Genomic DNA, 23254 nt, shown 5'->3' with positions numbered 1-23254 from the left:
TCCCTTATCAAATTAAAATGCGCATTGCTTTTAACCTCTCCCATTTAGCGTGGTTAAAAGCAATGCCTAAAACGTAAAGGCTACTCTTCCTTTTTCTGAAACTTGTAAAATAAATAGCCCAGGAAAGGCAAGATTAATACGCTTCCCAACAAAAGTGCAAGCCCCAGGCTGTAAATGGTCTTCTCAGGGCCCAATGTATTAAAAAGTGAGATTGTATCGCCATTTTTTAAGCGGATAAAATTTGGAAAGTGGGCATAGCTGATTGCCAGTAAGATCATGCTGACTTGAAACCCTGCCAAAATCCTTAAAACCTTGGTTTTTCCCTTTAGTAAAAGATACCAAAGTAAAATGAGGGATAAACTGGCCAATACGATGGCGCTCAACCCTACGGGATTTTTAAAAACCCAATCGATAAGCGGAATTTTATCTATCGCGGCAGCGATGAAAACCATTGCACCAAAAATTACCGCGGCAATGTTCATGTATTCTGCTTTCTTAATAAATCTGCGTTTATCATGTCCGTCGTCCGTTTCGCCGATAAGGTAAATCGCAGCTAAAAACCCACAAAGCGATACGGTGAACAAGCCTACGGAAACTGAAAACCAATTGAGCCAGCTAAAAACATAGGCAGACAGGAAATCATTGGCGTTGGTATCAATATGGCCAGAAATTACACTTCCGGCGATAATTCCTAAAAACAAGGGAGTTATAAAACTAGAATACCTGAAAATACGGTTATAAAGCCAGTGCATATCATCCTTAATGGCGTCGTAATGGCGGAAAACAAAGGCTGTTCCACGGGCAATGATTCCAATGAGCATGATGAGCAAGGGAATATGCAAATAAACAGACATCGTAGTGTAAATGTGCGGAAAACCCACAAAAAGAATTACAATGGCAATGATTAGCCACATGTGGTTGGCCTCCCATACGGGACCAATGGCGTGATACATCGTTTTTCGTGTTCTACTTCTGTTTTTTGCGGAAGTAAAGAGTTCAATTATTCCCGCCCCAAAATCTGCTCCGCCCAACAAAAAATAAAGCAAAATTCCCAAACATAAAAAAGTAATGACTACGTATTCCATAATTTTTAAGTATCAAGCGTTGAATATCAATTAGCGAGTAGCAAGTATGAAGATACAGAACGTTGTCTGTGCTCATCCTCTTTATTTGTGGTTAATATCCGGTTCAGCTGTTTTATCGTAAACATACGGCACCATTTTAATCTGGCGGTAAAGCAAAAATGCAACGACACCACTCAGCGAAAGGTAAATTGCCGAAAAAATATAAAATGAATAAGCAATTCCCGGCATGGGCGTAACGGCGTCGGCGGTGCGCATAATGCCATAAATTATCCAGGGCTGCCTGCCCACCTCGGTAACTGTCCAACCGGCTTCTAACGCAATATAACCCAGCGGAATGGCGAGCACAAAAAGTTTCAAGAGCCAGCGTTTGTTTAAAATCGATCCTTTACGTGCTAAGTTGAAGAAATAAATAAGCGAAATGATCATCAATAAGGTACCAATGCCCACCATCACCTGAAAGGCGTAATGAGTAATTGCCACCGGTGGATGCTCGTTCTCGGGAATCTGATCTAATCCTTTTACTTCGGCATCAAAATCGCCATGCGCCAAAAAGCTCAATGCGCCTGGTATCTTAATTGCAGCCGTTACCGTTTTTTCTTGTTCGTTTACAATACCACCGATTAACAGTGGCGCCGGCTTCTCAGTTTTATAAAGCGCTTCCATAGCGGCAAGTTTAGCAGGTTGCCTTTTGGCAACGTCTTTAGCCGATATATCGCCACTTAAGGGCTGCAACAATGCGCCAATACAAGCAAAAACGGCAGCTATTTTAAATGCTTTGAAATGAAATGCTTTGTTTTTATTCCTCAATATCATCAGCGCATGTACACCAGCTACTGCGAACCCGGTGGCCGTAAATGCCGCCAGGCACATGTGTAAGGCCTGGGAAAACCAAGCCTTGTTAAACATCGCCTGTATCGGGTCGATATTTAAATACTTTCCATCAACAAAATCGAAACCGGCCGGACTGTTCATCCACGCATTTGCTGCTACCACTAAAATGCCCGAGGCCAGCCCGCTTACGCCAACAACCATTCCGGTAAACCAATGGAACCATTTGTTCAGCTTATTCCATCCGTACAAGAAAAAACCCAGGGCTATGGCTTCAATAAAAAATGCTGTTCCTTCGAGCGAAAATGGCATCCCGAAAATCGGCCCGGCGTGTTCCATAAATTTGGGCCACAACAAACCCAGCTCAAATGATAACATCGTACCCGATACAGCGCCAGTAGCAAAAAATATGGCAACGCCTTTGCTCCAAGCCTTAGTTAAATTCTTATAAAGCTCGTTATCGGTTCTCAGCCATTTGTAATGCGATACTGCCATAAAAAACGGCATGACCATGCCGATACAAGAAAAAACAATGTGGAAGCCTAGGGATAAGGCCATTTGGGATCGTGCCGCTAAAAAGTCATCCATATCTGATGTTGGATTTGTGTAACACAAATATAGCAGATAACGACTTAGTTACCGGGCTCGAAACGAGCTAGTTTAGATTTATTTTAAATATAGAATGGTTATAAATTAGCTTTTTGTTTAGTTGTTGAATTGTTTTAATTGCTGAACTGTTTAATGGCCGGATTGTTTAATTGTTTAATTGCTAAATTGGTTAATGGTTCAACTTCCAACTAAGAAATTTGTCAGTGCTAATTGCAAATTGTAAACTGTAAACTGTTAATTGCTAACTGGTTATTAAAACTTTTTAACTTCCAATTGCTTATTGTCCATTGCTAATTCCCTTCAGCTCATCGTAAGCAGCGGTTAAGCTTCTTTGAATGCCATCACCCTGCCATTCGGGAGATTTTGGAATTGTAGTAGCCTTTAGAATTTCTTCCTTACTTTTTCCGGCTTTGATTTCGGCAGTAACATAGGCCATTAAATTTTGCAGGTATTCCTGATAGGCTTTTATATCTGTTTTGGTGCCTGTTACCTTTTCGGGATCGAGGCTATGGCCCCAGATAAACATGGTGTCGTTATCAAATTGATTCTGGATTTTATCAAGCGCAGTAATCCAGTTGCCAATGTGGGCACCGTTTTCTCTATCGATATAAGGGAACCTACGGTTAAACACTAAATCGCCTACATGAACGATATTGGCATTTTCGAAGTGATAAACAGCGTCGCCATTGGTATGGCCGGAACCGTAATAATAAGCACTGATTTTTTCTTCGCCAACCGGAGCCTTCCAACCCGTTCCAAAGGTGGTATCAGGAAGCAATTGCTTATCCAAATTATTGGCTTTCTCAGCACCTCTTTTCTGGTTCACCAGCGAATTCTGGTGTGCAACCACCTTTTCTGCCAAACCTTTAAAAGCAATGTTACCTGCGGTGTGGTCGCCGTGGTGATGAGTATTGATCAGATATTTGAAAGGCTTTTCGCCAAGTTTCTTCAGTTCATCAATTACATGAGGCGCGGAAGTTGGAAACTGTGCATCAACAACAACAAAGCCGTTCTTCGAATTTAGCCAGCCGATGGTTCCACCCTGCTCGGTAAAAATGCCGACGTTGTTTCTCAATGGTTTAAAGTTGTAAGCCCTCAGAATTTTGTTTTGGGCAAAAACGTCTGTCTTGTAAATCGATAACATGGCCATTGCCAAAGCCGAATTCCTGATAAAGTTTCTTCTTTCCATTTGAGATAAACTTAAAAAAGCCACGACAAATGCCGCGGCTTAAATTTAATAAATTATGTTCGTAAGTGCTGTGCCATCAATTATATCGATGAACCTGGCGTAGTACCCGGTTCGTGCCCAGGGCCTAGTGGATTGTTTTTTCGGTCCTTATCCTTTTCAAATAAGGTGGTACCCTGCTTAGAAGATTTATTATTATCTAAAGAATCGTGTTCCCTAACATCTTCAACTTTGTTATCAAGTAACTCATTCTCGATAACCTTTCCTTGTTCTTTATCTTTATTATTTTCCATGGCTATTTGATTTTGTATACATAAAGAACACGCAACAAACAATATTGTTTTAGCCGTTATTTAGGTAGGTATTTTACAAAATCGTTCCTGGTCCTCTCCGAAGAAAAGACATGAGCAATTGCGCTTAAAACAAATTACAACATTGCGCCTGGCAATTTTTTAAGCTCGTGTATGCAGCCAAACGAATTAAATTTTCGTTTATGAATTTTGTTGAAGTGGTGCGATGATTCAAATGAAAATGGATTTAAAATAAACTTGTAAATGTGTTTTCTATCCATTTTTAACCGTGCTTCTATTTCGGGCTGTTCGGGGTCGGGTGTAATTTCATAGTCTTCCATAGCGATTAAAATTATAAGAAGCAGTTACGCTTCTCTGTGGTAAATAAATTTAAGACGAATAGCCGTTGGGCCGCAATTAAATAGCCAAAAAGCTGCTGTAAATTTGCTTAACCTTATACCGGAGGTGCTAATAAGGTTTCGTTGAGGACCGTGATCGTATAGGCATTTGCAGACTGCCTTTCTCTTAATTAAATTTAAGAATAAGTTTCGAGATTTGCAACATTTTTTTTAGGGCAAGTTACCGGCTGTTTATTTTAAACGAAGTAACCAATCAGTTGGCATTTAACAACAAAAAAAGCCAATTTGGAAATCCAAATTGGCTTAATTAATTGAGACATTTTCTTAAATCACTGTTCCGCTTGGCAAAACAGCGCCTTTTTTAATTACCACAATACCATCTTTAACGGTATAGAGTTCAAAGTCGCCATCTTCCAAATGCGGACCGCCGTTTATTTTCACATCGTTTCCGATGCGGCAGTTTTTATCGATGATGGCATTATTGATGTAACACCTGTCGCCAATGCCAATGAGCGAATTTCCTTTGCTTGTTTCAAGCTCAATTTCCTCGAGCGTTTGATAACGATCGCTACCCATTACATACGCGTTTGTTACTACGGTATGTTTGCCGATACGAGCCCTGATACCCAAAACGGCATGCTCAATTCTGCTGGCCTGAATAATACAGCCCTCGGCAATAATTGCTTTTTCTAAGGTGGTACCCGAAATTTTCGATGGCGGTAACATCCTCGCCCTGGTAAAAATAGTATGGTTACTATCAAACATGTTAAACTTCGGAATCTCGTCGGTTAAACCCAGGTTTGCCTCAAAAAACGATGAAATATTACCAATATCTGTCCAGTAGCCCTCGTATTGATAGCTTAAAACGCGGCTTTGAGTAATTGCTCTTGGTAAAATCTCCTTGCCAAAATCTTTTTCCTCCTCGTTTTCGTTCAAAATATTGATCAAATACTCGCGGTTGAACACATAAATCCCCATCGAGGCCAGGAAATTTCGGCCTTCGGCCTGCATTTCTTCCCCTGTATCCGAGGTCCAGTTTTCCAGGCCCGTTTTTGGCTTTTCGGTAAACGACGTAATCATGTTCTCATCGTCGGCCTTTAAAATACCGAAATCAGTAGCATCTTTTGCCGTTACGGGAATGGTACCAATGGTAATTTCTGCGTTTGCCTCAATATGCTTTTCGATCATATCCTTAAAATCCATCTGGTACAATTGGTCGCCAGATAAGATTAAAATGTAATCGAACTCGTGTGAAACAATGTGGTGCATACATTGGCGCACGGCATCGGCCGTTCCCTGGAACCAGCCAGCGTTCTGCACCGTTTGTTCGGCCGCAAGGATATCAACAAAAGCCGTACTAAAATGGCTAAAGTGATACGTGTTTTTAATGTGTTTATTTAGGGATGCTGAATTAAATTGTGTTAACACAAACATTCGGTGGATGCCTGAATTGAGGCAATTTGAAATTGGGATGTCTACCAACCGATATTTACCAGCAATTGGAACTGCCGGTTTAGAACGTGTTTGTGTAAGTGGCGATAATCTAGATCCCTGGCCACCGCCAAGGATAACGCCTAAAACTTTGTCAGTCATGTTTAAGCTTATTTTAAAATTTGGTATAACTCTATGTAATTCGTTGCTGCCCTATCCCACGAGTGGTCTATCTTCATCATCGTTTTGCGCACAGCCTTAAAAGCCTTTTTATCATTATATAAATCCACCGCACGGTTTATTGCATGTGTAACGTCCCAAACGCTCGCCTGGTCGTGGCAAAGGCCAAAGCCTCCATCGCCAATATCAACCACCGTGTCTCTCAATCCGCCAACCCGCCTTACAATGGGTACCGTTCCGTACCTTAAGGCATAAAGCTGGTTTAGGCCGCAGGGCTCAACCCTCGATGGCATCAGCAGAAAATCTGCGCCTGCATACATCTCGTGAGAGACCTGTTCGTTATAACCGATATAGGCGTTATACTTTCCGCCGAAAACATCTTTCAACTGGTTTAACCTGCCCTCAACCCAATTTTCGCCCGATCCGAGTACCAAAACATTAATGCGATCGCCATGTTGCTGTAAAGCGCTATAAAAGATATCTGGTAATAAATCGGCTCCTTTTTCATCAACCAACCTGCCGATAAAAGTGAACAATGGCTTAGAAGAGTCTAGTTGAAAAACATCGCACAAAGCTCTTTTGTTTGCCTCTTTCCCTTTTTCTACTGTTTTTAAATTGTAATTCTTGTTCAGCATCTGGTCCGTTGCCGGGTCCCAAACCTCGTTGTCTATTCCATTTAAAATTCCGGCAGATTTCCAGCGCTCCTGGCGCAGCAAACTTTCGAGGCCGCGGGCGTTGCTCATCATCTCTTCGAGGTAACTCGGCGAAACCGTAGTAACCCGCCATGCGCATTTTATAGCTGAGGCCAACGGATTAATGGCATCATCCCAGCCCAGCAAGCCGCCTTTCCATAAATCGAAAGCGGGAATGTAATACAATTTCTCCCAGCCAAACTGCCCCTGGTATTGCGCATTATGGATCGTTAAAACAGTAGGCACCTTGCTGATGGGCGCATATTTTAAACAATTTGAAACCATAAATGGAATCAGCCCGGTATGATGATCGTGGCAGTGGATAACGTCTGGACGATGTTCCCATTGCACTATCCAATCCAAAGCAGCAATCTGGAAAGCTACAAAACGCTCCGTATCATCGCCATAACCGTAAACACTCGGTCTATCGGTAAGCCCTTGAATATGAACCAGAAATAGATCAAAACCCAGTTTGTTTGTTTTCTCTCGTAAAATGCGATAGGGAAAATGATGATTTCCGTAGTTTGACCAGGCGTCGTAAACGACCTCGAACTCGCTTTCGCGAATAAATTTGGTGTCGTAAGCCGGGATAACTACCTTGCCAATGTGGCCTACTTTATTTTGGTATTTTGGTAATGCCCCAACAACATCAGCTAAGCCACCAACCTTAGCCGCAGGGTAACACTCAGCGCTTATATGTATAATTTCCATCAAATATTTGGTGTAGATAACTTTGTTAAGATACTAATTGTTTTCCGATTTTGAAAGATTTTTGCATTAATTTTGATGCTGTTTTTAGATTTTACAGAACTGCACAATTTGTTTACCCAGGGCAAAGATTATTTTTTTGAAAGTGAAATCTTAGCGCTCCTTTGCCGGTTGCAGTCCTGCTTTTTGCTATAATCTTTTCTTGCGATTGGTAGGCCCAACCGATCAGTATTGCAACCTAAAAAAGTATTTCCGCTTCAATCAGGCTTATATATGAAGTGCATTGCCGCGAAAACAAAAAAAGCCGCCGAATTTTAATCAGCGACTTCACAACAAAAGCAAATATATAATTTAATAAACCCTAATATTCGTTGGCAATAACCTCATAAAAATCTTTAATAGGCTGAAACTTGGGATGAAGTGAAACAACATCGCCGAATACAAGCAGTGCAGGCGCCTTAATGTTTTTATCTTCAACAACTTCGGCAATGGTATCAACGGTTCCGACAGCAATTTTTTCTTCGGGTGTAGAGCCGTTTTGAATAACGGCAACGGGTAACAAGCCTTTATTTTCGGACTGAAAGATCTCGGCGATTTCCTTTACCCTTGCAATGCCGTTTAAAACAACAATTGTAGCTCTGGTTTTTGCAGCGATATACAAATCATCAGAAATTTCTCCTTTTGAATTTGTTCCCGTCACCGCCCAGAAGCTTTCGCTAAGGTCTTTATAAATCATCGGAATTTTCTGCAGACTCGGCGCACCTGTAGCGCTCGAAATGCCGGGAATAATCTCTGTAGGAATGCTATACGATTCGGCAGCATCGATCTCCTCATACCCTTTCGCAAAGAAAAAAGGATCGCCGCTTTTTAATCGAACCACATGCCCATAATTTAAGGCATAATCAATAATGAGCTTGTTAACCGCCTCTTGCGAAAAATCTTCGTCGTCGGTGCGTTTGCCTACGTATACTTTGGGAATATCATCTGCTGCATGAGCCAGTAAAGCTTCGTTCACATTGGCATCGTACAATACAACATCCGCCGTTTTTAATGCTTTAACACCTTTCAAACTAAATAAATCCGGATCGCCAGGACCAGCACCTATTAGCGTAATTCTGGGCTCAATGTTCGCTTTCTCTACTTTACTTAAAATCATATCAGAAAATATTAGCTCGTTTTCTCTTTATTAATTACACAAATATATAAAGTCTATAGAATTTGTAGTAATTTATTTCAAAATAAATTGCAGATAGAACTTTGGTGAAGAAAAACCTGCCGCTGAAAAAGTCTTAGCGAGACGCTAACAATGCTATTAAGTTAAGGATAAAACGAAAAATATTGTCATCCTGAGCATTTCGACTACGCTCAATACAGGCTTAGTCGAAGGACAGCTATTTTTCGTTTTATCCTATAGAACGGGTCTTCGACTAAGCCTGTATTGAGCCTTTCGTCTAGAGTTTATCTTGAGCGTAGGCGAAAGGCTCAAGATAAACTCCAGTCGAATGCTCAGATCCGATAGCTATCGGATGACAATTGACAAGCTTAACTTAATAGCATTGGAGATGCTAAGACTAGTATGGGTGAGGTTATTGCATCATTTACAAGGAACTTCTTCAAAAGTAAATTTACCTGCTTCATAGTTAATCGGCTTACCTTTAACGAAGTACGAGCGGCCCAATGTGGTTTCAATTTGCCCCACGCCCATTATCAGCTTACCGTCTTTCTTTAAAAATGCCAACGGATTGGTGAATGCTCTTGTAGTGTCTCCGCCAGTGTTAAAACGGTAATCGACTAATAAAGTGTCGCCGTGAAACTTACCATCAATTTTCCCATTGTTTTGCGGCTTTTCTGCATATTTGACTAAAAGTGAGCCGGTAATTTTCCCCGATGCCATGGTTTTAACGATCATTGCTGCACTATCTTTCTCGAATGATGAAGCATAGCACGTTTCACTAATTACAGAATCTTTTTTTGCATTTTCAGCTTTTTTATCTGATGAGTTGCAAGCGTAGAAGAACGGAAAAGCAGCAAAAGCGAGGTAAACAGAAATTTTATTCATAGTTTAATTTTTAGGATTAAGAATTTTAGATAGTATAAATATGATGAAAAAACCTCAGAGTTTCCATAATAAAGGTCTTCATCCTCTCCGGAGTTTATTTTTTATGAGGCTATATGACCGAGAATTTTCAGCCGCCTTAACCAACTGGTTGGAAGGCCAACTACGAACGGTCGTCATTCCCAATTTAGTTGGGAATCCTAAAGCGAAAGAATGGCTTTAGCTTGCATTAATCCCGAAGTTTCGGGACCGCCTGCGCTGCAAAGACGGCAAGAATATAAACATCACCCACATTGATTTTTTCGCTAGAAAATTAAAACTCAGGATGACAGGAAAAAAACTTAAGAAAGAAAAACGGGGCTATCGTTTTCGATGCCCCGCTGAAGTTTTCCAAAGGAATCCTTTGTAGCGTTCACTCTAAAATTAGAGTTTTCATATGATATTTGGTTACGGTTCTTTCTGAGTTTGCCAAAAACATCTTCCAGTCATCGTTTCCAATTTACTCAACTGCAGCTCTGAACATCAAGGCACCTACGGTTAAATTGGTGCGGCTATCAATCAGGATCGCTGATCCGTTTGCCCTGTTTTCGTCGTACAAATCGAACGCTAAGGCATCAGCAGTTTTAACGATTACCCGGCCAATGTCGTTCAATTTGAATTCGTCAGCGGGGTGCTTTTCTAACGTATTAATATCTACTTTGTGCAAAATCTCGCTGATTTTACATTTGGTTACCTTGCTGTTATGTTGAATGAGGTACATAATCGAAGTATCTAAGGCACGGCTGTCCATCCAACATAAATCGGCCTCAATTAGTTTCGATTCTTGTGGCACGGCAGATGCATTTACGATGGTATCGCCCCGGCTAATGTCTACATCATCTTTTAAATGAATGGTTACCGACTGGCCTGCGTGTGCCGCGTTGGGCGCCTGATCAAAAAACTCAATCTTCTCGATGGTTGAACTGGCACCAGACGGCAATACCGTAACTTTATCGTTGAGGTTAAAGGTACCGCTCAGTACGCGACCTGCATAACCACGATAATCGTGCAAATCGTCGGTTTGAGGGCGGATCACCCATTGAACGGGCATCCGTGCCAACTGCGATTTATCTAAGTTATCGGTATCTACTTTTTCTAAAAAGTGCAGCAAACTCTCGCCCTGGTACCAAGCCATCCGATCAGAGTTTTGAACAATGTTATCGCCCTTTAACGCACTAACGGGAATAAAATTTACATCGGCAAGTTTAAGTTGTTGGGCCAACACTTTGTATTTATCGATGATGGCGTTGTACACTTCTTCGCTGTAACCAACCATATCCATTTTGTTGATGCAAACTACGATATGTTTAATCCCCAAGAGCGATACCAGATACGAATGGCGAATAGTTTGCTCTACTACGCCGTTTCTTGCGTCGATAAGAATAATGGCCAGATTTGCTGTTGAGGCGCCTGTAACCATATTTCGGGTGTACTGGATGTGGCCCGGGGTATCGGCAATAATAAATTTGCGATTTGCGGTTTGAAAGTATTTGTAAGCTACATCAATGGTGATACCCTGCTCGCGTTCGGCCCGTAAACCGTCGGTTAAAATGGCTAAATCGATGGTTCCATCGTCGTTTTTGCGGTTAGAGCTTTGCAAGGCTTCCAACTGATCGGCTAAAATGGAATCGGTATCATATAACAAACGGCCGATTAAGGTGCTTTTACCATCATCTACGCTGCCTGCTGTAAAAAATTTTAATATGTTCATAACTAATAATGATTGAATGAATGAGGGATTGAATGTGAATGACTCCGGACTCAGAACTACAGACTCAAAACTAAAAATACCCTCCCTTTTTCCTGTCTTCCATTGCGGCTTCCGAAACTTTATCGTCCATGCGTGCGCCACGCTCAGATATTTTCGAAGCACTTATTTCGGAGATGATATCATCAATCAAAACTGCTTCTGATTCTACCGCAGCGGTACACGACATATCGCCTACGGTACGGAAACGCACTTGTTTGCGAAACACGATATCCTCTTCATCCATATTCAGAAATGGCGATGCGGCCATTAACTGCCCGTTTCGGGTGATCACTTCTCGCTCGTGAGAGAAGTAGATGCTTGGCAATTCAATGTTTTCCCGGCGGATATAATTCCAAACGTCTAACTCTGTCCAGTTGCTGATCGGAAAAACACGAACATTTTCACCTTTGTGAATTTTACCGTTGTAAATATTCCAAAGTTCTGGCCGCTGGCGTTTTGGGTCCCACTGGCCAAATTCATCACGAACGGAAAAAATGCGTTCCTTGGCCCTGGCTTTCTCCTCGTCTCTGCGTGCGCCGCCAATACAGGCATCGAATTGGTGTTTAGCGATGGTATCTAACAGGGTAACTGTTTGTAAGGCATTTCTGCTGGCATTTTTACCTTTTTGCTCTACTACTTTACCTTGATCGATAGATTCCTGAACTGAGCCAACAATTAATCTTTCGCCGATTCTCTCGATCATTTTATCGCGATAATCGATCGTTTCCTGAAAGTTGTGGCCGGTATCTATATGAACTAAAGGAAAGGGAAATTTCCCCGGACGAAAAGCTTTTTCTGCCAAACGAACTAGCGTAATGGAATCTTTTCCGCCTGAAAATAATAACGCCGGTTTCTCAAATTGTCCCGCAACCTCACGTAAAATGTGAATGGCCTCGGCCTCAAGCTCATCTAAGTAATCAAAATTATATGTACTCATTTATTAATTTTTGAATGATTGTTTTATTGAAGGATGGAATGATTGGATGAGCGAATGATTGAATGATTGAATGGGACATTCAGCTCATGCGTTTCTGATCATTACCTTTCTTATCTTCAATTTGTTATATCATTTGTTATTTTTTTTCATCTCATTATCGCGAGGGATCGCTTTGTTACTACTTGGCGCATCGTTACAAACTAGCCCCTCTGGTGTGGCGAGGGCTTTTCGCTTTAGCTTTGCTCACTACCTTCGGACTTCCTGACTTCGGATTTTTTCCTCTTAGTCGTTAAGCTTTAATCCTCCCCCTGCCCCCTCCAAAGGGGGACACCCCTCACAGTTCGCTATAACTTTCGCTTAGACTCTGCTCACTATCTTCGGACCTCCTGACTTCGGACTTTTTCCTTTTAGTCGTTAAGCTTTAATCCTCCCCCTGCCCCCTCCAAAGGGGGACACCCCTCACAATTCGCTATAACTTTCGCTTAGACTCTGCTCACTACCTTCGGACTTTCGGACTTCCTGACTTCGGATTTTTTCCTCTTAGTCGTTAAGCTTTAATCCTCCCCCTGCCCCCTCCAAAGGGGGACACCCCTCACAGTTGGCTATAACTTTCGCTTAGACTCTGCTCACTATCTTCGGACTTCCTGACTTCGGATTTTTTCCTTTTAGTCGTTAAGCTTTAATCCTCCCCCTGTGCCCTCCAAAGGGGGACACCCCTCACAGTTCGCTATAACTTTCGCTTAGACTCTGCTCACTATCTTCGGACTTTCGGACTTCCTGACTTCGGACTTTTTCCTTTCAACCCTCTGCCTTTACGCCTTCCGCCTCTGTAGCGTGCAACCCGCATTCTTTTTTGCTTTGGTCTTCCCACCACCATCTGCCGGCCCTAAAATCTTCGCCGGGTTGTACCGCTCTTGTACATGGGGCACAGCCGATGCTCGGAAAGCCTTTATCGTGCAAGGTATTGTAAACGATGTTATTTTCTTTGATATAGCTTTTCACATCGTCTAAAGTCCAGTCGAAAATTGGGTGAAATTTTATCAACTGGTTTCCCTCATCCCATTCCAGATCGTGCATATCCTCGCGGTTTGCACTTTGTTCGGCCCTGATTCCTGTTATCCAAATCTCATTGCCTTTTAACGCTCTTTTCAGCGGTTCAATTTTGCGAATATAACAGCATTCTTTTCTATTCTCAACAGATTCGTAAAAACTATTTGGGCCTTTGGTATTCACCATTTCCTGCGACAGTTCATTTTGCGGATAATAGGCATGAATGGGCTTGTTGTACACTTCGAGCGTACGGTTCCAAACATAATAGGTTTCTGGAAATAATCGCCCGGTTTCCAGCGTAAACACTTTGATCGGGATATCATTTGAAAAAATCAGGTGTGTAATGGCCTGATCTTCCCAGCCAAAACTAGTGGAAAAAATGATTCTCCCGGCAAATTTATCGGCAAGATATCTTAGTTTTTCTATTGTATTTAAACCTTGAAGTTCGGTTTTAAGCTCCTCTACTCCCATCACTAAATTAATTTTAAAACAAACATGACTACACTGCGCAAACTTACAATCATTACGATAAACCCAACGGCTACCATAATCGTTTTTGCAGAAATTTTATTTGAAACTCTTGCGGCTATTGGTGATGCGATGGCACTACCGACAATCAGGCCCAAAACCGCTTCCCAATGCTTACCGCCCAACATGGTAAAAAATGTTAGGGAACTGAGGGTGGCGATAAAAAACCTGCTGATTTTAACTGTTCCGAGCGAAAATAAGGGGTGGCGTCCGCCTGCAATCAAGCTCGATAATACGATAGAACCCCAACCCCCGCCGAAAGCTGCATCGATAAAGCCGCCCACGAAGCCCAAAAAGCCAATTCTTTTGATTTTTTGATCTGCCCGTTTTCTTTTAACATTAAACGCTTTCATTAAAATTACACCGCCCAAAAAGAGGGTATAAATAGCCACAACGGGCTTTACATAAGAACTGTAATGCTCTAACGACGACAGAATGAAAGCCCCTAACACTGCACCAACAATTGCCGGAATAATTAGAATCCTAAACAATTTCCAGTTTACGTTGCCCATGCGGTAGTGCATCCAACCGGCAATTCCGTTGCTCATTACTTCTGAAATGTGGATGGCCATACTGGCCGAGGCCGGTGGCAAGCCCATTGCCAACGAAAATGAGGCGGTGGTTACGCCGTACGACATGCCAATGGCACCATCTATAAGGGCAAATACAAAACCTGCACCCAAAAACCAGTAAAAAAGCGGATCGATATTGATTAAAAAGGCCTGAAATTCGGGCTCTTTATGCCATAGCGATAAGCCGATGGTACCGATAAGTAAAACTGATGCTATCCAAATTAACCATTTAATGTTGCGCTCGGCAAAGGTTTTAGGACGGGGATTGATTAAGCTTTCTGTTACCTTGTTCAGCTTTCTAACTTTAGCCGAAAAATCGCCATTTAGGGTTTGGCGCAGAGCGCTCATATTTTGCAAAGTTTCATCCAGCTCGTGCGGAATGCCCTCATTTAAAATTTGCTTCAATCGCTTTGCAATGGTCGGCGATTTGCCGTTTGTAGAAATAGCGATCTTTAAATCGCCCCTTTGCACGATAGAACCTAAATAAAAGTCGCACAAATCGGGTTTATCGGCCACGTTGATTAGCAATCCTTTTTGATGGGTTACGGCTCTAATTTCTTCGTTTAAGATGTAGTTATTTGTAGCCGCAAAAACGATGTCGATATTTTCGAGATCAGCTACATCAAAGCTTTTCTGCCTTACTTTTATGTTGGGGTAATCTGCTATGAGTGTATAAACCTCCGGCGAAATAATTTCGGCAACAATGGTAATTCGGGCATGGCGACTGTTGTTTACAATTGCCGTTAATTTTTCGAGGCCAATATTTCCTGCACCAATTAATAATGTACGCAGCTTGTTCAGTTTTATAAAAACCGGAAAAAGCTGATTGCCTTTCTCTTCATCAGAGAGGTAGGCGGCATCATCGGGCTGGTTAGGCAATACTTGCATATTGTTTTACTAAGTTTTTAAATGAAGGATGCAGGGAAACAACTTCGCCAAAAATTAGCAGTGCCGGGGCCTTAACTTCTTCTTCCTTAGCGAGGGCCTCGATAGTTTCAACTACGCCGACAACCAATTTTTCATCGGCCGACGATCCGTTTTGAACCACGGCTGCAGGCAAATTGTGCTTTCCTGCTGCTTTAAAGATCTCAACAATTTTCGGTAGTTTTTTCAGTCCCATTAAAACGAGAACGGTAGCACTGGATTGCGCTGCCTGATAAATATCGTTAGAAACTTCTCCTGAGGTTGTAGTGCCTGTAATTACCCAAAAGCTTTCGCTCAACCCGCGATGGGTTACGGGAATTTGCTGCAGGCCGGGAACGCCGATTGAACTCGAAATGCCCGGAATAACATCAACAGGAATGCTGTACGATGCCGCGTAATCCAACTCTTCATATCCTCTGCCAAAAACAAACGGGTCGCCGCCTTTTAAGCGCACAACGTGCCCGTAATTGAGCGCATAATCAATCATTAATTTGTTGATGGTTTCTTGCGGATACGAGTGTTCGCCGGAGCGTTTGCCTACGTAAACCTTAATTGCAGCTGCAGGCGCATGCTCCAATAATGCCTCGTTTGTTAATGCATCGTACAAAACTACATCTGCAGCTTGCAAAGCCTTAACACCCTTTAACGTCAACAAATCCGGGTCGCCAGGACCAGCGCCTAAAAGTGTAATTCTTGATTCTTTATTTTTATTAACCATGTTCTTTTTCTAATTATTGAATTTTGAATGAGTGAATGATTTTGAGTATACCGCCCTTCGACTCCGCTCAGGGTGACATGCTTTTATTTGTTCTTCATCCTACCACTCCCTCATTCATTCTATCATTCTATCATTCACTCCATTCTATCATTCACTCATTCTCTCACCCAATCTGCTACCCCTTTACCAGCGTTCCTCTTTTCTCTTTAATTTGATTCAAAAATTCTTCCGCCTGAGCGAAATAGGTTTTGGCAAATTGTTCTGTTGGCTCGTTTTTATTGATCTGCAATACCAAATCCGAAAAGTTGGTAGGCAATTTAAATTCTCCTGTTTCTACGTAGTTGTTATCAAATTCGCGAATTACGCCAACCTGTGTGCTGCTGTTTACACCTTTATCTAAAAGCAACGATTTTGCTGCGCTAACAAAGGTGCTGTAAGTATGGTAAATGGCATCGGCATAAGCGCCTTTTTCTAAATTTTGTTTTGCCCAATCGAATTTTTCGTCGGCTTCTAAAAGCAGGGTTGCAACCAAATCGATTACTACACCTGCACATTCGCCAACACCAATTGCGGTTGCAAACTGTTCAACATGGCCCCAATCTACAAACTCATCTTGCTGAAGGTTGGTTAAATCGGCCAAAGGCTTTAGCAACTGATAAAAATGGTCTTTACCCTTTCTGTCGTAATATTGATGGAAATTTTCGTCCTCCAGGTTATTGTCTTTAAAATCGTTCAGAATGAAATGCAAAACGCTGGTGGCTCTTTTTGATGGCACTTTAATTACGCGTTCGGCCACACGGCCCACACCGTTTCCAACCGTTCCGCCGCCAAGCATTACCTGCACAGCGGGAACAACTTTTCCTTCTGCTTTTACGGAGCTTCCATGGAAACCTATTTCGGCCAGGCCGTGCTGACCGCAAGAATTCATGCAGCCGCTAATTTTGATCTTAATATTTTTTTCGTAGATAAACTCCGGGAAATCGGTATAAATTACATCTTCCAAAACCTCGGCCAGCGTCATCGAATTAGAAATACCCAAATTACAGGTATCTGTTCCGGGGCAAGTGGTAATATCGGCTAAACTATCGAAACCGGCGGTGGTAAAACCAATTTTATTTAGGGCCACGTACAATGACGGCAGGGCTTCTTCGCGAACAAATTTTAAAAGTAATCCCTGATTTTGTGTAATCCTGATCTCATCGGCCACGTAAGGTCTAATTGCCTCTACAAAAGCCCTTGCTTTATCGGTTTTAATGTCGCCAACCTGAACTTTAACGTACACGGAGTAAAAACCGGCTTGTTTTTGCTCCACCACGTTTGTTGCCGACCAGTGTTTATAGTGTGTTTCATTCAAAATATCTACCGGAGCGTAAGCTTGCTCTTGCGGCAAAGCAGGTTGAGGAACGGTATCTCTATCAATTTTAAAGCTTTTAACCTTATTTGCGGTACGCTCTTCGGCAACAAGGCGTAAAACCTCTTCTAAACCTAGCTTTTGAACCAAATATTTTAAACGGGCCTTATTTCTATTGGTACGTTCGCCGTAACGATCAAACACCCGTAAAACCGATTCGGTAAAGGGAATAATCTGGTCTTCGTGCAAAAATTCGTACACCGGACTTGCCAAGAAAGGTTGTGCACCCAAACCACCAGCAAACAACACCTTAAAGCCACGCTCGCCATCGGCATTAATTTTCGGAATAAAACCTAAATCGTGTATATAACTAAATGCTGTGTCTTTATCGCTTGATGAAAAAGAAATTTTGATTTTTCTTCCCATTTCCTGACAAATCGGGTTACGCAAAAAGTACTTAAAAGTAGCGTGTGCGTAAGGCGAAACATCAAAAGGCTCGTCTATATCAATACCAGAGTTTGGCGATGCGGTTACGTTACGAACGGTATTTCCGCAGGCTTCGCGAAGTGTGATGTCATCTTGCTCTAACTTTGCCCAAAGCTCCGGCGTGCGGTCTAAGCTTACATAATGCAACTGAATATCCTGACGGGTGGTTAAGTGCAGGTTTCCGCTTCCGTACTCATCGGCAATATCGGCAATACGCAACAGTTGCTTAAAGGTCACTTTTCCGAAGGGCAACTTAATGCGGATCATTTGAACGCCGGGTTGCCTTTGCCCATACACGCCACGTGCTAAACGTAAACTCCTAAATTTCTCATCGTGAATGGTTCCATCGCGAAAAGCCTTAATCTTATTCTCTAAATCGATAATGTCTTGCTCAACAACCGGATTTTCGAGTTCTGTTCTGAAACTTTGCATATTGTTTTGTTAGCTTTATTCTAAAAATGCCTCTCTTATCACTGAGAAGCATCCAACGTTTACACCAAATAAATTATTAAACGCTTCTTTATTTAACTTTACGATACTGCATCGGCAGGCTATAAACTTGCTCAGGTGTAAAATTGAATTTCATCCGTCAAATATATAAAGTATATAGGAATAGTAGTAATTTTTCTAAAAAAAGATTCTTAAATGACGGTTTCGAGACATGCCGGGGTTCGATTTATGCAATGATTATTGCTAAGAATGACAATAGGTTTTCTTTTGCCAACTTAACAGCGTTGAAGCCCGAGGTAACATTTATTTTACGAGAAATTGTAAAAAACGCCAGAATAAACTGCCAGTAAAATGGTCGTCAAGAAATTGTTACATTATTTTTTTTATACAGAATCAGGCTTAAAATGATGTTGTTTTTTTGGGTGCTAAAGCGTTTCTATACCGAGTTTTAAAGTACCTTCTCTTCCGATTACATCGGCGATGCTGGTTTCGCTCAATACCTTTAGCGTGGCGTCTCTAACGTCGATAAACGCACTTCTGATGCCGCAGGTTTTTTCATCAACGCACTCATCGCACTTGTGATAAAAGTTTAAGCTTGCACAAGGCACCATGGCAATGGGCCCATCAGTAACCCGCATTACCTGAACCAAAAGAATTTCTTCGGGCCTCTTATTTAGGCTGTAGCCGCCTCCAGCCCCCTTTTTGCTGTACAAAAAGCCAGCGTTACGGAGATCAAGAAGGATCTGCTCCAGAAATTTTTTGGGAATATGCTCCTCCTCCGCAATCTTGGAAATCTGCATGGGGGGTTTATCTACGTTTTTACCAAGTGCAACGAGTGCTTTAATGGCATATTTAGTCTTTTTTGATAGCATATATTATACAAAGCTACGAAAAGTAACTATAATTTAAAATTGTACAAGTTTTGGGTCATTAGGTAAATAGAGTTATTGTGTAGCAGTCTATTAATTATAGCAAATCGCTATCTTTAGCGATCAGATCTATTCGTTAATGATTAAACAGATTAAATTACTAAATATTAGAAATAGAAAAATCAGCATCGAATCGAAGGTTTTTGCCGTTTTATGTTTGTGTTTGGTTTTCATTTCTATTATAAGCATAATTGGCAACTTTATCTTAGGCATGCCACTGGCTAACAATGTATTGATATTCTTTTATCTGCTTGTTCATTCTACATTTTATTACTACGCTTTGTTAGACAAGGTTTCAGAAAAGGGGCGTTTCTGGTATTTCGCCCTCAACTGTTTAAGCATGTTCCCATCGTGGTTTTTAAATGGGGGCTTACTGGGCTCTACACCAATCTTGTTTATCTTTTATTTAACAGTTGCCATTATTTCCCTATCCAAAAAGTATCGTTTTTATTTTGTTTCCCTATTTGTTCTGATCATCAGCTCGTGCATAGTTTTAGAGAATCTATTTCCAACGCTGACTACGCCTTACGCTACCGAGCAGGAAAGAAATTTTGATGTCATGCTGGCCTTTGTAATCACTTGTTTTATGATGATTTTAATGGTTGCAGTATACCGAAAAGTGGCCGATTACGAAAGGTTTTTGTTATTAAAGAGCAAGCAGCGCCTGGAGGTTTCGAGGCACGACCTCATTGTTGCAAAAGAAGCCGCTGAAGCCGCTACGAAGGCAAAATCGCTTTTTTTAACCAATATGAGCCACGAAATCAGAACGCCGTTAAATGGCATTACGGGTGCTTCGGAGCTTTTAAAACTGACTGCACTAACTGCCGAACAATCGGAACTGTTAAACACCTTGCAGGCGAGCAATAGCATTATGATCGACATTGTAAACGATCTTTTGGATATATCGCGGATCGAGGCCAATAAAATGGAAATTCACAATCATCCTTTCGAAATCAGAAAAAGTATTATCGAGGTTGAAAAAATCTTAAAAACTTCTTTCAGCAAGAAAAAAATCGATTTAGTTCTTGAAATTGATCCATCGGTACCAAACGTAATCATTACTGATGAGATAAAATATAAGCAAATTATAATCAATCTGTTGAGCAATGGATTAAAATTTACCGAAAAAGGGCATGCAAAACTCCATGTATCTTACATTGGCAATGAAAAAAATGGCAAGCTCATTTCGAAACTGGAAGATACGGGTATTGGCATTGCCGAAGATGATATGATTAAACTGTTTCTCCCTTTTTCGCAGCTTAATCTTTCCACCAGCCGCAAATTTGGTGGTGCTGGCCTCGGCCTGGTCATCTGTAGAAAACTTGCTGAAATGATGGGTGGCAATATTATGGCAACCAGTAAGGTTGGCGTCGGATCGGTATTTGAATTTTCTATTCCTGTTGATGCGTTTAACCGGCAACAAACAAATGTTACAGAACACACGCAAGCTGATCAAAATCCACCGGTTTCAACCGGCATGCGGATCTTAATTGCAGAAGATAATATGTTCAACCAGGTGATTACTTCGAAAATGTTGAAAAAATCGGGCTACGAATATGCTGTGGCCAACGATGGGCTCGAAGCTGTTGAGCAGGCCAGATCCCAACATTTTAATGTGATATTGATGGATATGCAGATGCCGAATATGGACGGTGTGAGTGCAACAATCGAAATTATCAAGCTGTACAAATCGTTAAACCTGCAACCGCCCGTTATTATTGGCTGTAGCGCCAATACCTTGAACGAGGATAAGGAAACCTGTTTAAACGCAGGCATGAAGGATTTTTTAACGAAGCCTTTTACACTAGACGATTTGCGATCTGTAATTATTAAATGGACCAACTTCGATCTTTCTGCTTGATCAACAGGGCGTAAAAATTACCGGCAACAGAAACCCGATGGTGGATTTTCGGGTTTAAAATCTATTTTTACGCAGTTCTGTTATTCAATTTAAAATGAAGCGAAGATTTAGTTTTTTACCAATAGTAATTGTTGCCCTTTTATTTTTTTCGTTAAATGCCTATTTTCTTTCGGGCTTAACAACCATCAATTCCTCTACCTGGCTTAGCCCGATTGTTTGGGTGGTGGCCATTGGTTTAATGTTTGCGCTAATTTATGCCATCAGAACATTCAGCGCACAGGGTATAAACAGGTTTTTTCAAATCATTGTACACGCTTTTCTGATTGTATTTGCTGCTGAGCTCATTTTTGCCGTCTTTTTGCTTTTAGGCGACGTTTTCCGTTTTCTCTTTTCAATTCCGTCGCATTTTACTGTAGCAGGCTACGAAACGATGGCCCGAAGCAGTTATTGGATCGATTTTGCATTTATTATGTTCTGCTTAACGGTGGTGCTGTTTATTTACGGCATTACACGTGGAAAATATGCTTACAGGGTAATTAAGCACACCTTGTTTTTTGATGATTTGCCTGCAAGCTTTGATGGCTTTACGCTTACGCAAATTTCTGATGTCCACGCCGGAAGCTTCACCAACCCTGCGGCCGTGCAAAAGGGCATCGATTTAATCAACGCCCAAAAGAGCGATCTGTTCGTTTTTACAGGCGATCTGGTCAATAATGCATCATCAGAAATTGTACCGTACATTGGCCACTTCTCGCAAATTAAAGCGCCGTTTGGGCAGTTCTCCGTGCTCGGAAACCACGATTATGGCGATTACATTAAGTGGCCTTCGGAACTGGATAAAGCAAAGAATTTGCAGCAGCTAAAAAACTATCACAACGATTTGGGCTTTAGGCTGTTGCTTGATGAACATGTGGTGTTAGAGAAAAATGGCGACAAGATTATTCTGGTCGGTATCGAAAACTGGGGAATCGGTTTCGGCGAGAGAGGCGACCTGAACAAAGCCTTGAAAGGAACGGCTAATAACGATTTTAAAATTTTGCTTTCTCACGATCCGTCTCATTGGGATGCCCAGGTTAAAAATTACCCATCGAAAATTCAGCTGAGTTTGGCCGGTCACACGCACGGCATGCAATTCGGAATTGAAGCGTTCGGCATAAAATGGAGCCCCGTGAAGTACAGATATAAGCATTGGGCGGGAATTAAAACTGAAAACGGCCGGTACCTAAACGTGAACAGGGGATTTGGTTTTCTTGGTTTTTCGGGCCGTATTGGCATTTGGCCCGAGATTACGGTAATTGAGCTCAAAAAAGGCGAAAAGGGATAAGCCCCCGGTCGGGAGTCCGAAAGTCCGTAGATAAAACGGAAAGACCAAAGCGAAACACCTATTTACACGTAAAATTTGGCATCTCTTCCTATTTAATGCTGGATTTAAAATCCAGAGCAAAAAAGTCACGATTGCAAACCACCATTAGGAGCCAAAAAAATCAAACCAAATGAGGTTATTCTTATTTTTATTGTCAACGACATTATGGTTCCAAAATCCAACGATTGAACAAGATCGCGGGCGCTGGAAACCCTATTATACTGATGTTAACCCAGCAAAAATCGCCGATAAATGGTTCTTACCCTTTGATATCGGCGATCGGAGGAAGCGAAGCAACCTGAAAATTATCAGCATTTTTGGCGATCATAGAAACAGTTATGTAAAAGGACATATCCACACGGCTATCGACATAAACCCTGCAAATCCTAAATCGGAATTAATAGCCGTTTATCCGATGGCAAATGGCGTAGTGTGCTCTATCCATTTAGGCGAAAACCAGCGAACAGTTGTGGTGAGACATAAGTTGCCGAACGGAAGCACCATGTTTACCTCTTATAAGCATTTAAAAGAGGTTTATGTAACCAATGGTCAAAATGTAAACCCTAACACCAAAATCGCCAGGTTGTTCACCAAGCTGGAAAGCAAGAAATATGGCGGCGATTATCATCATTTACATCTCGAGATCAGAAAAAAGTTCGATGATTTTGGATGTGCCAGCTGGCTTACTTTTAATGAGACGCAGTTGAGCGACCGATTTTATAACCCTCAAATGTTCATCAAAGAAAATCTTATTAACTGAGATGAGGTGCGAAGAAGCTTGCCGCTAAATGCCAAATCCTAATTCAGTCACCTGCCTCATGTTTCCCTGGCAAACAGCAAATATTCTGCTATGGAAAGCATGAAGACCACGG

General features: G+C 41.7%; 19 protein-coding genes. 3 read left to right on the top strand and 16 right to left on the bottom strand.

The genetic code is table 11. The features are described 5' to 3' along the window. Nucleotides 1-80: 80 nt before the first annotated feature. From IZT61_RS20410 to IZT61_RS20335, 16 genes are all read right to left on the bottom strand, one after another. Nucleotides 81-1085 carry a cytochrome d ubiquinol oxidase subunit II gene (locus tag IZT61_RS20410; RefSeq protein ID WP_196098841.1) on the bottom strand — a complete coding sequence of 335 codons (1005 nt, stop codon included), beginning with the start codon at nucleotides 1083-1085 and terminating at the stop codon, nucleotides 81-83. Between the two features lie 81 nt (nucleotides 1086-1166). Then, entirely contained in the window at nucleotides 1167-2501 is a 1335-nt protein-coding gene (locus tag IZT61_RS20405) for a cytochrome ubiquinol oxidase subunit I (protein WP_196098840.1), read from the bottom strand. Between the two features lie 298 nt (nucleotides 2502-2799). Further along, nucleotides 2800-3711 carry an MBL fold metallo-hydrolase gene (locus IZT61_RS20400; protein WP_196098839.1) on the bottom strand — a complete coding sequence of 304 codons (912 nt, stop codon included), beginning with the start codon at nucleotides 3709-3711 and terminating at the stop codon, nucleotides 2800-2802. 80 nt (nucleotides 3712-3791) lie between these two features. Then, a complete protein-coding gene (locus IZT61_RS20395) occupies nucleotides 3792-4001 on the bottom strand; it encodes a hypothetical protein (protein WP_196098838.1) in 210 nt (69 codons plus the stop codon). Nucleotides 4002-4135: 134 nt separating this feature from the next. After that, nucleotides 4136-4339 (bottom strand): hypothetical protein, encoded by a 204-nt coding sequence (locus IZT61_RS20390; RefSeq protein WP_196098837.1) that lies wholly within the window; start codon nucleotides 4337-4339, stop codon nucleotides 4136-4138. Nucleotides 4340-4681: 342 nt separating this feature from the next. Further along, nucleotides 4682-5950, bottom strand: a complete 1269-nt coding sequence (locus IZT61_RS20385) for a glucose-1-phosphate adenylyltransferase (protein ID WP_196098836.1) — start codon at nucleotides 5948-5950, stop codon at nucleotides 4682-4684. Nucleotides 5951-5958: 8 nt separating this feature from the next. After that, a complete protein-coding gene (locus tag IZT61_RS20380; protein ID WP_196098835.1) occupies nucleotides 5959-7371 on the bottom strand; it encodes a glycogen synthase in 1413 nt (470 codons plus the stop codon). 358 nt (nucleotides 7372-7729) lie between these two features. After that, nucleotides 7730-8524, bottom strand: a complete 795-nt coding sequence (gene cobA / locus IZT61_RS20375; protein ID WP_196098834.1) for a uroporphyrinogen-III C-methyltransferase — start codon at nucleotides 8522-8524, stop codon at nucleotides 7730-7732. Between the two features lie 438 nt (nucleotides 8525-8962). Then, nucleotides 8963-9427 (bottom strand): hypothetical protein, encoded by a 465-nt coding sequence (locus tag IZT61_RS20370; RefSeq protein WP_196098833.1) that lies wholly within the window; start codon nucleotides 9425-9427, stop codon nucleotides 8963-8965. A gap of 496 nt (nucleotides 9428-9923) precedes the next feature. Continuing rightward, nucleotides 9924-11174 (bottom strand): sulfate adenylyltransferase subunit 1, encoded by a 1251-nt coding sequence (locus IZT61_RS20365; RefSeq protein WP_196098832.1) that lies wholly within the window; start codon nucleotides 11172-11174, stop codon nucleotides 9924-9926. 70 nt (nucleotides 11175-11244) lie between these two features. Next, the gene (cysD, locus tag IZT61_RS20360; RefSeq protein ID WP_196098831.1) at nucleotides 11245-12150 is read right to left on the bottom strand and encodes a sulfate adenylyltransferase subunit CysD; all 906 of its coding nucleotides are present in this window, start codon (nucleotides 12148-12150) and stop codon (nucleotides 11245-11247) included. A 798-nt stretch (nucleotides 12151-12948) separates the two neighbouring features. Next, nucleotides 12949-13671 carry a phosphoadenylyl-sulfate reductase gene (locus tag IZT61_RS20355; protein WP_196098830.1) on the bottom strand — a complete coding sequence of 241 codons (723 nt, stop codon included), beginning with the start codon at nucleotides 13669-13671 and terminating at the stop codon, nucleotides 12949-12951. 2 nt (nucleotides 13672-13673) lie between these two features. Then, entirely contained in the window at nucleotides 13674-15188 is a 1515-nt protein-coding gene (locus IZT61_RS20350) for a TSUP family transporter (RefSeq protein WP_196098829.1), read from the bottom strand. Next, nucleotides 15172-15942: a uroporphyrinogen-III C-methyltransferase gene (gene cobA / locus IZT61_RS20345; protein ID WP_196098828.1), complete on the bottom strand. Its 771-nt coding sequence runs from the start codon at nucleotides 15940-15942 to the stop codon at nucleotides 15172-15174. Before cobA (IZT61_RS20345) ends, IZT61_RS20350 begins: the two co-directional genes overlap by 17 nt. 175 nt (nucleotides 15943-16117) lie before the next feature. Beyond that, nucleotides 16118-18211, bottom strand: coding sequence for a HEPN domain-containing protein (locus tag IZT61_RS20340; RefSeq protein ID WP_196098827.1), 2094 nt, complete (start codon nucleotides 18209-18211; stop codon nucleotides 16118-16120). 443 nt (nucleotides 18212-18654) lie between these two features. Then, nucleotides 18655-19101: an RrF2 family transcriptional regulator gene (locus IZT61_RS20335; protein ID WP_196098826.1), complete on the bottom strand. Its 447-nt coding sequence runs from the start codon at nucleotides 19099-19101 to the stop codon at nucleotides 18655-18657. 136 nt (nucleotides 19102-19237) lie between these two features. Between IZT61_RS20335 and IZT61_RS20330 the strand changes: the two genes are divergently transcribed. The 3 genes from IZT61_RS20330 (at nucleotide 19238) to IZT61_RS20320 (ending at nucleotide 23142) form a co-directional block, all read left to right on the top strand. After that, on the top strand, nucleotides 19238-21019 hold the full coding sequence (locus tag IZT61_RS20330) for a response regulator (protein WP_196098825.1): 1782 nt from the start codon (nucleotides 19238-19240) through the stop codon (nucleotides 21017-21019). Between the two features lie 94 nt (nucleotides 21020-21113). Then, nucleotides 21114-22343: a metallophosphoesterase gene (locus IZT61_RS20325; protein WP_196098824.1), complete on the top strand. Its 1230-nt coding sequence runs from the start codon at nucleotides 21114-21116 to the stop codon at nucleotides 22341-22343. 169 nt (nucleotides 22344-22512) lie between these two features. Next, a complete protein-coding gene (locus tag IZT61_RS20320; protein ID WP_196098823.1) occupies nucleotides 22513-23142 on the top strand; it encodes a M23 family metallopeptidase in 630 nt (209 codons plus the stop codon). The last annotated feature ends 112 nt before the right edge of the window (nucleotides 23143-23254 follow it).

This window comes from Pedobacter endophyticus, assembly GCF_015679185.1.
Taxonomy (GTDB): domain Bacteria; phylum Bacteroidota; class Bacteroidia; order Sphingobacteriales; family Sphingobacteriaceae; genus Pedobacter; species Pedobacter endophyticus.
The sequence above is the reverse complement of the archived record's forward strand: the minus strand, read 5'-3'. Positions and strand labels throughout refer to the sequence as shown.